At 40.8% G+C, this 13,503-nt stretch carries 7 protein-coding genes; 2 read left to right on the top strand and 5 right to left on the bottom strand.

The annotated features are described in order from the left end of the window. Positions 1-37: 37 nt before the first annotated feature. Complete coding sequence (locus DYH63_RS07855; RefSeq protein WP_116788282.1) at positions 38-1,963, bottom strand: M1 family metallopeptidase; 1,926 nt, start codon at positions 1,961-1,963, stop codon at positions 38-40. Between the two features lie 172 nt (positions 1,964-2,135). Between DYH63_RS07855 and DYH63_RS07850 the strand changes: the two genes are divergently transcribed. Together DYH63_RS07850 and DYH63_RS07845 are read left to right on the top strand one after the other, a co-directional pair. After that, the gene (locus tag DYH63_RS07850; protein ID WP_162927134.1) at positions 2,136-5,441 is read left to right on the top strand and encodes a cytochrome c biogenesis protein; all 3,306 of its coding nucleotides are present in this window, start codon (positions 2,136-2,138) and stop codon (positions 5,439-5,441) included. A gap of 144 nt (positions 5,442-5,585) precedes the next feature. Then, entirely contained in the window at positions 5,586-5,882 is a 297-nt protein-coding gene (locus tag DYH63_RS07845) for a hypothetical protein (RefSeq protein WP_116788280.1), read from the top strand. A 108-nt stretch (positions 5,883-5,990) separates the two neighbouring features. Here the strand turns inward: DYH63_RS07845 and DYH63_RS07840 are convergent, their stop codons facing one another. The 4 genes from DYH63_RS07840 to DYH63_RS07825 form a co-directional block, all read right to left on the bottom strand. Beyond that, positions 5,991-8,432 (bottom strand): glycoside hydrolase family 31 protein, encoded by a 2,442-nt coding sequence (locus DYH63_RS07840; RefSeq protein ID WP_240409079.1) that lies wholly within the window; start codon positions 8,430-8,432, stop codon positions 5,991-5,993. 15 nt (positions 8,433-8,447) lie between these two features. Beyond that, positions 8,448-10,040, bottom strand: a complete 1,593-nt coding sequence (locus tag DYH63_RS07835; RefSeq protein ID WP_116788278.1) for a glycoside hydrolase family 43 protein — start codon at positions 10,038-10,040, stop codon at positions 8,448-8,450. Between the two features lie 8 nt (positions 10,041-10,048). Beyond that, positions 10,049-11,788, bottom strand: coding sequence for a glycoside hydrolase family 43 protein (locus tag DYH63_RS07830; protein ID WP_116788277.1), 1,740 nt, complete (start codon positions 11,786-11,788; stop codon positions 10,049-10,051). Between the two features lie 114 nt (positions 11,789-11,902). After that, positions 11,903-13,498, bottom strand: a complete 1,596-nt coding sequence (locus DYH63_RS07825; RefSeq protein ID WP_116788276.1) for a RagB/SusD family nutrient uptake outer membrane protein — start codon at positions 13,496-13,498, stop codon at positions 11,903-11,905. Positions 13,499-13,503: the final 5 nt, after the last annotated feature.

The following is a 13,503-nucleotide window of genomic DNA, read 5'->3' as shown; positions in this document are numbered from 1 at the left end:
ACTTTAGCAGTAGCCCTTGTTATGTTTGTTTTATCTGTTATTCTTTTGTCCAGGTGTCATCGCTTATATTGATGTCCGGTATAAATCTTCCTGGATCCAGCTCAAGTGATTTGATTTTTTTTGTGGTTTTAAAATAATGCCTCCACTCGTTGCCTCGCTGCCATATTTCTACAGGCAGGCTGTGCTCATCACTGGTATTATCATCATACGTTACTTTAAATACAACAGGCATAGGCAGGCTCCCTTTATTAGTAAAGGTAATAATGTAGCCTTCTTTTTCCTGGCTTACAGTACTTATGCCCAGGTCTATATTATCGTTATTAGTAAACCATCCTCTCCAGAACCAGTTAAGGTTTTCTCCGGCGGCGTTATCCATTGCATTAAAAAAGTCGCTTGGTTGTGGGTGCTTAAATGCCCATGTTTTAATGTATTGTTTAAAGGCATAGTCAAAACGCTCATGTCCCAGTACATATTCGCGCAGCATTATAAGCCCTGTTGCAGGCTTGTAGTAGGCTGTATACCCCAGGTTCATAGATCTTGCAATATCTGGGTAGGTAGCTATACTCTCGCGGTACCTGCTTTTTAACCATGGCACGTGTGCACGGCTTTTTGCAATGCTACTTGGGTACTCATTGTTATTAAATGCGGTAGAACTATAGTAGTTTATAAAGGTATTAAAACCCTCGTCCATCCAGGCATAACGGCGTTCGTTGCTGCCCACGATCATAGGGAACCAGTTGTGGCCAAATTCATGGTCTGTAACATCCCACAGTTCGCCACCTTTACTGCCGGCACCACAAAACGAAAGCCCCGGATATTCCATACCACCCACATTACTTGCTACGTTTACCGCATTAGGGTAGGGAAACTCATAATAAGTTTTAGAATAAAACTCGATGCTACCTTTTACATATTCTGTACTGCGTCCCCAGGCTTCGTTACCATCATCATCAGATGTGTAAGCAGACTGTGCCATGCTTTTTTTACCACTTGGCAGGTTGATGCGTGCTGCATCCCAAATAAAGTTTTTTGCCGAAGCAAAAGCTACATCGCGCGTGTTCTTCATTTTAAAATGCCAGGTAACCTTGCCGTTTTGTACCGGGCGGGTTATGGTTGTATTTCCGGCTTCTTCCGGCGATATAAGGAAAACCGTTTTATCGCTGTTCTTGGCCTGCTCCCAGCGTTCCTGCTCCTTTTTTGTCAGTACTTCTTTAGCATTAACCAGCTCGCCAGATCCTACCACAATGTGGTTGTAGGGTACGGTAACCTTATAATCAAAATCGCCATATTCTACATAAAATTCTCCCGCACCCAGGTAAGGGTCGGTATTCCATCCTACAACATCATCATAAACGGCTACGCGTGGGTACCACTGGGCAATAGAGTAGGTAGTGCCGCCTTCGGTAGTCAGCCTTCCCATACGGTCCATACCTGCCTGCGGAATTTTAAATTCAAAATTCATACTCACTACGGCTTTGCCACCTTTAGCTTTTACAGGCTCATTAAAAAATACCTGCATACGCGTATCGTTAATCAGGTATTTGTTGCTGGCATCACCTTTGGTTTTTGCAGTAACCCCTGTAACGGTAAGGCCGCCATCGGTATCACCACTGTAGCGGTTACCGCGAATGGGTGTTGTAAGTGTACCACGAGATTCTTCGGTAAAGCGGTTTTGCTCAACATACATCCATATGTAAGGCAAATCCTGCGGGCTGTTATTATAATAGGTCATGGTAAGTTTCCCTTTTATGGTGTTGCTTACATCGTCCAGTTCGGCTTCAATGCTGTAATCAGCACGGTTTTGCCAGTACTCCGGCCCGGGTACTCCGCTTGCGGCACGGTAGGTGTTGCCACGGCGGTACATAATATCATCAAATTTTGGCTGGTTGTTAGGATCTATATCCTGTGCAAAGGCTGCAAAACCTGTAAGCCCTAACACGAGCAGGAATTGTGGTATTCTCATTAAATTAAAGTATTGTGTATGTTAAGCAATAGTTTGTCAAATATACCTAAGTTATTGTAAATAAGAAAATGAGTTTTTACGCACCATTTATTGAATTTTAATAAATACAAAGCGGCTGTGACTGAAGTTTTGAGTATTTTTGCACCAGTTTTTAAACAATGCTTCTAAAACAATCATGAATAAAATTATATCCTTTTTTTCCTCTACACGATTAATGGCTGTCCTCTTTGTAGTTTTTGCAGCCTCAATGGGCATCGGAACCTTTATCGAAGATGCTTATAATACAGAAACGGCCCGTGTTTTTATATACAACGCCCGCTGGTTCGAAGCCATAATGCTATTGTTTGTCATCAACTTTATTGGTAATATTAAGCGTTACAGGCTGCATAAAAAAGAGAAATGGGCTACGCTATTGCTACACCTTTCTTTTATACTTATAATAATAGGTGCTTTTATTACCCGCTATATTAGTTTTGAAGGTATGATGCCTATTAGAGAAGGTGCTACCGAAAAGGTGTTTTACAGCGATAAGCCTTATCTTACTGTTCTGGTAGATGGCGAATATAAAGGAGAAACCATGCGCCGCACTTTTGAAGAGCCATTATTGTTCAGCAGTAACGAAATTCCGTTTATAGCGAGCAATTACTTTAATGTGTCAGAAGATTTTAATGAAATACCTTTTGAGGTAGAATATAAAAATTTTACACTGGGTGCAAAAGAAGTTATTAAAGAAGACCCAACTTCTAATATACAATATATAAAGCTGGTGGAGCAAAGCATGGGCCAGCGCCACGACCATTACCTTAAAGAAGGTGAGGTGCAAAATATAAACAATATACTTTTTGCCTTTAATAAGAAAACAGAAGGTGCTGTAAACATCATTAAAAATGGTGAAGATTACACTCTTTCTGCGCCGTTTGAAGGTACCTATATGCGTATGGCCGACAGGATGCAGGGCACTGTGGCTAAAGATACACTACAGCCATTGGTATTCCGTTCACTATATAACCTGGCAGGTGCCATGTTTGTACTGCCTGAGCGTGCCATAAAAGGTAAGCTTACTTATGAATCTAACGGCGATGTTAAGACTAAAGAAGATGCCGCGCTTACCGTAACTGTTAAAAGCCAGGGCGAAGAAAAAGAAGTTACCCTACTGGGAGGCAGGCAAAAAATAGGTGTTCCCGTATCATTCACTATCGGTAAGCTGGATTTTACATTGCTTTATGGCAGTAAAACATATGAACTGCCTTTTTCTATAAAACTTAATGATTTTGTGGCCGAAAAATATCCGGGTACAGAGAAAAGTTATGCTTCTTTTGAAAGTAAGGTTAGCATTGATGATGCTGGTGATAATAAAAAATTTGATGCCCGTATTTATATGAACCATGTATTAGATTACAAGGGCTACCGCTTTTTTCAGTCGGGTTTTGACCCGGATGAAAAAGGTACAAAGCTATCGGTAAACCACGATTTTTGGGGTACCTCAATTTCTTATGCCGGATACTTCTTATTATATATTGGCCTTATGGTAATACTAGTTGACAAAAATACCCGTTTTGGCGACCTTAAGAAAAAACTGGATAAAGTAGCTGCTAAGAAAAAGGCATTGGCTACGGTGCTTGTACTGTTTATGGGACTAATTGGCTTTGCACAGGAACATGACCATGAGCACGATCATAATCATGATCACAACCATGTGCATACCCAGCAGGAAAGTACTCCTGCAGAGCAGCATGACCATGTGCAGCACGTGCGGCCTACACAAAAACAAATAGACTCTATATTTGATAAGTATAAAGTAAGCGCGGAACACGCCGAAAAATTTGGACATATAATCATTCAGGATGCGGGGGGAAGGATGAAGCCTGCCAATACTTTCTCATCTGAATTGTTGCGTAAAGTAAGCAAAAGCGATACTTACAATGGTATGAATGCTGACCAGACATTTTTGTCGATGCAGCTGTTTAACAGAATGTGGTATGAGGTGCCGGTTCTCTTCATTAGTAAAAGTGGTAACGACAGTATAAGGGCAATAGCCGGACTGGACAAAACGGCAACGTATGCCGCCATGGCCGACTTTTTTGATAATCAGGGCAACTATAAGCTGACTGGTGTTTTAGAAAAAGCATTTACCAAAAAAGAACCCAACAAGTTTGATACAGATTTTATAGATCTTGATAAACGCATCAACCTGCTTAACTGGGCACTTTCCGGAGAAATACTAAGAGTATTGCCGGTACCCGGCAATAAAGAAAATAAATGGGTATCATATCCTGAGGCTTCTCAGGGAACCTACAAGGGGCTCGATACCATTCGTAACATAGTGCCGTATTATTTTGGCTCTTTAGGTAATGCCGTAACTTCCGGCGACTATAAAATAGCTAATGGTATATTGAGGGATCTTACCATGTATCAAAAGAAAATGGGGGCATCAGTAATGCCATCAGATGATAAGATAAATGCAGAGATACTCTACAACAAATATGATGTGTTTAAAAAACTGTTCTTGTATTACGCCCTTGCCGGTATACTAATGCTGTTGTTTGCCATCATAAAGATATTTTATGACCGTAAAGCTATCAGGATTACATTAACCGTATTTGAAACTATAGTCTGGCTGCTATTCGTGCTGCATACTGTGGCGCTGATAGTACGCTGGTATGTATCGGGCCACGCCCCATGGAGTAACGCTTATGAGTCTATCATTTATGTGGCCTGGGCTACCATGTTGTTTGGTTTTGGCTTAGGGGCTGGTTTTACACCGGGCTTCTTTGTAAGACAGCTATCAAAAATTGATTATATAAAAGACTTTATTAACCGCAGGTCTGACCTTGTGGTAGCTTCTGCGGCATTTGTAACCAGTATAGTACTTATGGTGGCACAGGGTAACTGGACCGACCCTGAAATTGCTAACCTGCAACCCGTGCTTAACTCTTACTGGCTAATGATACACGTGGCGGTTATAGTAGCCTGCTATGGCCCCTTTACCCTGGGTATGATCCTTGGCCTTGTAGCGCTGATACTGATGATTTTTGCTAACGATAAAAACAAGGTAAAACTAGACCTGAGCATTAAGGAACTTACTTATGTAAACGAGATGGCGCTTACCGTAGGGCTTGTGCTACTAACCATTGGTAACTTCTTAGGGGGACAATGGGCTAATGAAAGTTGGGGACGCTACTGGGGCTGGGACCCTAAAGAAACCTGGGCACTTGTAAGTATTATGGTATATGCATTTGTTATACACATGCGTTTTGTGCCGTCTTTGCGCAATACCTGGATCTATAACTTTTTTAGTGTGTTAGCCTACTTCTCAATATTGATGACGTATTTTGGGGTTAACTTTTACCTAACCGGGCTTCACAGTTATGCAAGCGGCGAACGCCGTACGCCAGACCAGTTTTACTATATGGCACTTGGTGCGTGTATTCTTGCCGGCTTTGCTTACGTTAAATATAGAAAGTACCTTAAAAAATAATTACACTTAAATGTATAACAAAGGCTGCCTGATGAGGGCAGCCTTTTGCGTTATATTAATTTTGCCTTTGTTAAGTTTAGCATTTATTTAGCAGTAGTCCATTTATATGTTGACTAAATTTGGTAAAACTAATAAGCATAAGCCATGAAAAGATTATTTCTTCTTTTTGCTGTTTTGGCCGGATTTACCGGATCAGCGGCAGCCACAAATCTGACATCAGACATAGTTAATTACTATCAGGAAAAACAATATAAGAAAATCGATGTTTCTGCCATACCTAAAGAAACCTTAGATAAGATCAAGAAAAGTTATGGCACTTATACCATTAAGGAAGCTGCCAAAGCAGATGACGGAGAGTATAAATTAGTACTTACTAAAGATGGTATCGACTTAACTGCAACCTTTACTCCGTCTGGAGATCTTATAAAAATACTGAACTAATTTGTTTTGATCTGAAAGGATTTAAACAGGAAAAGGGAATCAGTAATTACTGATTCCCTTTTCTGTATAAAAAAGATGCTATATCTAATAGCATCTTAAAAAGATCTATTAAAACTTAAAGGTAGTTTTTTTACCGTTATAAGTCACTGTTTTCGTTACACCTGAAGGTAAAACAATAGTAAATTTCCTGGTACTAAGCATGCCGTTATATTTTCCTTTACGGTCATTTATAGTAAGCGATTTAGCTTTGTCATTCCAAATAAACTTTATCTCAGTATAGGCTCCTTTTTCATAATTATAGTTGTCAAATTCATCTTCATATAGTGTAAAGCTGCCATTTGCACCAGGATATACTTTTATCTCCAGGTTATCCCATTTCTTTTCGGTTGCATATTGTACAGCAGGGCCTATTGGCAGGATCGCTCCGGCCTTAATGTAAACCGGAATCATATTTATTGTGGTCTTGGCGGTAATTTCGCGGCCACCCTCTATTTTTTGGTTAGTCCAGAAATCATACCAACCAGTGCCTTCCGGTAAATATACTTTAGTAGTTTTTTCGGTAGTAAAGTCTACAGTAATAGTGCTGTCGTTTGTTTTATTTTCCTGCTTGTTCCAGCCTGTTTGCTCGTCTACCTTAACAATCTTTTCAGGTGTGTACTGTGCATTTACAATAGGGGCAACAAGTATTGACTGTCCAAACATAAATTCATTATTAATATCCCATCCTTTTTTATCGGCAGGGAAATCCATAAATAAAGCACGCATAAACGTAGAGTTATTATGTGTTACATCCCATGAGGCAGAGTAGATGTAAGGCAGTAGGGCATACCTAAGATTTATAAACTTATCTATGGCATCATAAATAGGCTCGCCTTTTTTACCATAATTGTAAATTTCCCGTGGTACCTCAGTACCATGCGAACGCATCATGGGGTTGAAAGTTCCAAACTGTATCCATCGGGTATACAATTCTCTGTACAGTGGGTTGTTTGCTCCTGAACCATCATTCCACGAAGTGTTATAGGCTCCTGCAAAAAATCCTCCTATATCAGAATTCCAGTGCGGTATGCCGCTAAGCGAAAAGTTAAGTCCCGCAGGTATCTGGTTACGAAGTGTTTCCCAGCTTGAGCCTGTATCGCCAGACCAGGTATTGGCTCCATAGCGTTGCTGCCCTGCAAACGCCGAACGGGTAAGTATGAACACACGTTTATCTGACGTGGTTTTTCGCTGGTTATCATACATTCCTCCCACAGTCATTAGCGGAAAAGCATTACGCACTTTACGGAAAGAGCCTAAAAATGTTTGCGTATCATAATCTTCCTGTTTGGCATAAACGTGGTCAGGCTCAGTAGAATCCATCCACCATCCGTCTATACCGGCAGAAAATAAGCCTGCATTAGCATATTTCCAGTAAATGTCGCGTGCCTGTGGGTTATATACATCATACACCTTTACTCCGGATGGGTAATCTTTATTTGGCGGCCATTTTTCTGAACCCGATTCCGGCCAGGTCTGCATATTAAATAACATACCCTTAGCAGCCATTTCGCGATATTGTTTTGTCATAGGGCCAAATGATGACCATATTGATATAATCATGTGGGCGTTGAGGGCATGTACATCGTCGGCCATTTTTTTACCGTCAGGAAATTCAGGGTTTAAGAACTCCATTGCGTTCCATAAATAGTTATTACCCCAATATTGCCAGTCTTGTATTATACCATCCAGCGGCACACCAAGTTCACGATATTTCTTTACCACATCTACCAGTTCTGCCTGGCTTTTGTAGCGTTCGCGGCTTTGCCAGTAACCGTATGTCCATAATGGGAATAGGGGAGCTTTTCCTGTCAGTCCCCTCATTTGCGAAACGACCCCGTCTGCACTGCCGCCATACATAAAATAATAATCAATACCATCTCCAACATCTGATTTAATGGTAGTGCTTTCTTCGGTATCTGTATAATCAGAAGGAGAGTAGTTATCCCAAAACAGCCCGTAGCCTTTTACCGATTGAAAAAAAGGAACCACATCTTCTACATTACCCTGTTCCATGCGGTATTTAAGGCCGCGTTGGCTTAGCTTTCCGTTTTGGTGCTGACCAAGTCCGTAGATGGGCTCGTCTTTATCTAAGATAAAAGATTGCGAAACGGTGTATGTACTGTTTCCTGCATCGTTAAAAGGGGTAAATACTGTACTGCCTGCTTTTTCTTTAAGTAAGGGATGCCCGTTTGCTGTAAAAAATGAAACTTCTCCGTTACTAAGATTAAGGTTTACACTTACTTTTCCCGATTTTAATGTAAGGATGCTATTTTTTTCCTGTGTAGTAAAGCCAGTTTTTAATGGCGATGCTGTTACAGAGAGGCTTTCCTTTTTAAAAACCTTACCCTTTGGAGATTTAACCACACGTATAGTGGCATCATTATAAAATTGTATTTCAATATCATTGTTTGTAGTTGAGGCTTTTACCCCCTGGGCTGTTTTTTGAAATGACTGTGCCTGCAGGCTGCCTGAAAAAGCAGCAAGCACTAGCAATAAATAAATATGTTTCATATTTTTCATTATTGGTTATTTTATATTCTTGTACTCAAAAAAGTCAACATCAACATACCCGCCGGCAGTTTTTGTTGCATAATTAAAAATGGCAAACTTGGCACCCATAAAAAGCCTGGTATAATCAAATATCATTTTGAACTCGGTACCAATAGGTTTCCAATTTTTATTATCAATACTGTAGTAAAATGTGGCTATGTCCCGGTTAACGTTAAAATCGGCATCAATGCGCAAATAGATCACATTTGAACTAAGCGCTACGCGTGCTTTTTCATCTGTGTCAACATTCTTAATAACTTTAGAATTTTCATTGAAATTCACCCGGTTGGTAGATAAAGTAAGATGTTTTTTACCATTTTCATTTACTACAGCAAGTATGGCTGAATGGCCGTTAAAGGCAGCAAAGCCTGCTACATCGCCATCTTTCATTTTAGAAATATCGAGAGCAATGCTACCGGAGCATTTGGGGCCTTCCATGCGCTGGGTAAGGCTATTTGGAGCTGCATACAGGTTATCAACAATACGATTTGTCTTAAGCCTCAAATATCCTTTACGTTCTGCTAATGACCAGGCATTATTAATGGGGTTGTGGTTCCATTGCCAGTTAATATTAAGTTTACTTGCCGAAAAATTATCGCTTTCTACAATTCTTTTACCGGTATCGTGTGGTTTAAGCGGTATGATGCCGCTAGCCGGAACGTGTCCGTTTTCGTCACCCAGCATAGGCCAGCCATCCTTCCAGTTTACGGGCATCAACAGGGGTACACGGCCTACGCCATTACGGTCCTGAAACACCAGCCCATACCAGTTGCCGTTTTTGTCGTCGATAATACAGCCCTGGCCTACATAAGTAAAGCCTGCAAAGGTATCCTGCAAAATGGTCTTTTTCTCATAAGGCCCGGTAATAGTATCTGCCCTGTAGCATACCTGTTTGCGTATGCCTCCCTGCGGCCATGATACCATTAAAAGGTAATATTTGCCATTGTGTTTTACCACCTGGTTACCTTCAAGCAAACCCGTTTCGCTTGCATCTTTTTTAAAAATTTCCATATCAATGCCGCCCGGTTTTACATAAATAAGGTCTGCTTTAAGCTCTGTAAGGTGTGTGCCTGAATATATGTAAACCCGGTCATCATCATCAAAAAACAACGAAGCATCGTGAAAGTGGCGCATACGCGAGAGCAGCTTCCATTTACCCGATGGGTTATCAGTTACGAAAATATAAGACTTGTATGGTTCATCGTTTGGCGAAAACAGTACATAGTATTTACCTTTATGATAGCGTATGGATGATGCCCACTGGCCCCAGCCGTAAACCGTACCGCCTTCAAGATTATACTTTCTATTATCTGTAAGGCTATCAAAAACATAGCTTGCGGTTTCCCAGTGTACAAGGTCTTTAGACTTCATTACCGGTGCACCCGGCATAAGGTGCATGGTAGTGCTGATGAGGAAGAAATCGTCACCGTTTCGTGTTATAGATAAGTCAGGTACATCTGCCCATATCAGCGGGTTGGTATAAGGTGTGCCGGTTTGTGCGTTGCTGCTTTTACAACCCAGTAAAGCAGCTGTTACAGTTACCAGTAAAAATATATTTCTGATTTTCATACCTGTAATTATGGTTTAATATCGTTTCCTGATGTAGCATATAACCCTATAAGCGCACCTGTAAACCCACCTGCAACATCAGTAGAAAGAATATCTCCCGATACTGTTTCGCCTAAATTTTTAAACGTTTTTTCGTCTGTAGCATAGCTAAAGGTATAAGCATCTCCTACAGTTGTAACCTTGAGGGCAATATTGCCGTTGAGGCTAATCTTTTCGCTTGCTACAAGTTTTGATATTCCTTTCTCAGTTCTTTGCAGTACTATAAAGTAATTTTTTTCATTTTTAGTGATGCCAAAGGTATAGTTGTACCCTTCGTTTTGGTAGCATACTAAACCTGCAAGATCATTTGCTGATTTTGGCTGGTAGTTTATTGTTGTAACAGCTTCAAAAGAAGCATGCTGCTGCCTGTAGAATAGGGTAGAAGTAGGAGTTTTTGCTTTGATATTAGTTGCAAATGCACTTATTCTTAAACCATCTTTGCTTAGTGTAGTAAAACTTTCTCGCCATCCTCTTATGCCTATCCATCTCAAATCCAGCTTGCCTGATTTAAAGTTGTCGGTAAATTTAAAGTTGCCATTTGGCATATAACCGTTTGTTCCTGATTGGTTTTTAACTCCGACAGGTACCTTAAGCTTTGGTTTTAGAGGTACAAGTCCGTTTTCAAAAACCGGCCATTCTCCGCTCCAGTCTACGGGCAATAAAAAAGTTTCCCGCCCGGTATTTACCCTGTCCTTATCATTAGGGCGCACCGCAAGAAAAACAGCATAATATTTACCCCCCGGCCCTTCTACAAGATCTGCATGGCCTGCCCAGTCTACTTTGTCTTTGCGGTCTTTTGCAAAATAACGCTGTGTAAGTATTGGGTTGCCTGGGGCAGGTGTAAAGGTACCTTTAGGAGAATCACCTTTAAAGATAACTTCACTATGCCAGCCGCCGGTACCGCCTTCGGCACACATAAGATAATATTTGCCGTCTTTTTTATACATGTGTGGCCCTTCGATCCATATTGGTTTCTGTTTTATATCAGTGCCACCATCTACTATTATTTTATCAGATCCCTGTACTATTTTATCTGCAGCAAGGTCATACTCCCATATTTTAATAACACGGTGTCCTTCATATAATGCCGCGCCTGCCGGGGGAGCATCATTATGTATTACATAAGCTTTACCATTATCATCAAAAAACAGTGATGGGTCTATACCGTCAAACTGCAGTTTTATTGGGTCGCTCCAGCCTTTTGCAGGATCTTTTGTTTTTACGACCATATTACCAAACCCGCCCGAAAACTGGGTGGTAATCATATAAAAGGTATCGTTGTACTTATTGTATATAATGTGTGGCGCATAAATACCTGCCGATATGCCGGAATCTTCTACTTTTAATTGTGCAGGCCTGTCAAGTACATGGCCTATTTGTTTCCAGTTTACCATATCTGTAGAGTGAAAGATAGGCACACCCGGCGTCATGGCAAAAGATGAGTTTACTAAGTAATAGTCATTTCCTTTGCGGGTAATGCTGGGGTCTGGGTAACAGCCCTGTAATATGGACGAATAAAACTCATTTGTTGCAAGCGGATTTTCTTTATAGACAGCATCATTTCCTGTATAAGAAAATGAAGTAAAGAGTGCCGTATTTTTTGAACTGACTTTAGTTTTTTGTGAAAACACAACGCTGAATGACAATAGTGCCAGTGCAATGATGGTATTTTTGACCGGCTTGTAATTATTGAGGATGTTTTTTTTCATTTCTTCTTTTTGGCTTAAATGTATGTTTGATCTTCTTATGGTATTACAGTAATAAAGCCTGCAGATAAAATACCTGCAGGCATGTAAAAAAGCATTAATTAAACGAAACCTAAATTATCCACCGTAACCCGGATTTTGTACAAGGTTACTATTTGTTTGAGTTGCCTGTAGCGGTATTGGATACAGGTTTTTATTAGCATTAGAAGGATCATGCGAAAACCATGATTTAGTAGTAAATACATTAAATCGTATCAAATCCTGGCGACGGCGCCCTTCTTGGCAAAATTCCCAACCCAGCTCATCAAGAAAGCGCCCGTATTGTATATCTGCGCCACCTTCATGGGTTTCTGAGTTGGTATCCCTGCGGCCGTAGTCGTAGGTACTGCCTGCACTTAATTGTGCATCTGTAACAGTAGCTAATGATGCATCGTCAAAAGCCCTCATACGCACCTGTGTAACCAGTGCACCTGCACCCGCCTGGCCAGAACGCATAAGCGCTTCGGCTTTCATAAGCAATACATCTGCATAGCGTAATACAGGGAAGTCATTACCCAGGCGGTTTTGTGCGCCAATTTTTATTTCAAACTTGCCCCAGCGGTAGCCATCATCTTTATCAGATTCGTCTATTGACGGAACCGAATTAGTGTAGTTAATTGTTAGCGGGTCGCCGTTACGGGCAAATTGTGGGCCTTGTATATAGTTTTGCTGAAGGCGCTTATCTGCAGGATTAAACGATTCTATAAACTGCGGAATTGCACAAACGCCGCCCCATGGCGCAAAAACCATACTATAAGTTTCCTGGCTTTCCTGCGCCAGTGTTTGCATATGAAAGTCAAATGCATTCCAGTCTGTCACATATTTCTCATCCATAGGCAATGCAAATATTATTTCTTTCGAATTTTGATTTTCTGTAATAAAAATATTCTTTTGGTTTGGCTCAAGAACATAATTGCCAGATCCCATTACAATATCGCATTCATCAATACACTTTTGCCACATGGCCTGTCCACGCCATACTTCTGCATTCAGGTACATTTTTGCAAGCAGGGTATGGGCTACCCATTTGTTCATCCGGCCATAATAGTAACCACGCGATTCGTCTGATAACGATTCCATATTATCATTAATATCCTTTATAATAAAGTCAAAAACCTCTGCCCTGGTAGCAGTATTAGGCGGTGTAGTATCTCTAAAATCGGTTACAAGAGGTACATTACCAAAAAGGTCGATAAGAATGTAATAGTACGATGCCCTAAGTACATGTAATTCTGCGAGCAAGGCTGTTTTTTGTTCTTCTGTTGGCAGGGTTATACTGCCTTCCTCAATTTGGGTAATAATCCTGTTTGTAGTATTTATACCTTCGTAGGTACGGCTCCAGGGCTGCCACATACTATCATCATTAGTGGTCCAGGTGTGCTGGTGCCACCTTTTATAAACATATCCGTCTATCCATCCAATACCTATACGTGCAGGTATAACATCCTGATCGGCAGAAAGTTCTTGTGTGCGTACTACGCCGTTCCACAGCAACATTGTTTTGCGCCACGGTATATATGCAGCGTTAACAAGCGCACTTATTTCGAGTTCAGATTTTGGTTGATAATTTTCAGATACCACGCTACCATAACTTTCATCAATCAGTTCTGTGCATGATGTGGTGCCCAGCAAACATGCCATAACACCGGCTAATAATAATTTATTTGTTTTCATTGCAG

The organism is Flavobacterium psychrotrophum, from assembly GCF_003403075.1.
GTDB classification, from domain to species: Bacteria; Bacteroidota; Bacteroidia; order Flavobacteriales; family Flavobacteriaceae; genus Flavobacterium; species Flavobacterium psychrotrophum.
This window is presented reverse-complemented; position numbering and strand designations above follow the sequence as displayed.

Excerpts from the sequence above, each read along its gene's own strand:
- DYH63_RS07855 (WP_116788282.1), bottom strand. The coding sequence starts at position 1,963 with ATGAGAATACCACAATTCCTGCTCGTGTTAGGGCTTACAGGTTTTGCA.
- DYH63_RS07845 (WP_116788280.1), top strand. The coding sequence starts at position 5,586 with ATGAAAAGATTATTTCTTCTTTTTGCTGTTTTGGCCGGATTTACCGGA.
- DYH63_RS07840 (WP_240409079.1), bottom strand. The coding sequence starts at position 8,432 with ATGAAACATATTTATTTATTGCTAGTGCTTGCTGCTTTTTCAGGCAGC.
- DYH63_RS07835 (WP_116788278.1), bottom strand. The coding sequence starts at position 10,040 with ATGAAAATCAGAAATATATTTTTACTGGTAACTGTAACAGCTGCTTTA.
- DYH63_RS07830 (WP_116788277.1), bottom strand. The coding sequence starts at position 11,788 with ATGAAAAAAAACATCCTCAATAATTACAAGCCGGTCAAAAATACCATC.
- DYH63_RS07825 (WP_116788276.1), bottom strand. The coding sequence starts at position 13,498 with ATGAAAACAAATAAATTATTATTAGCCGGTGTTATGGCATGTTTGCTG.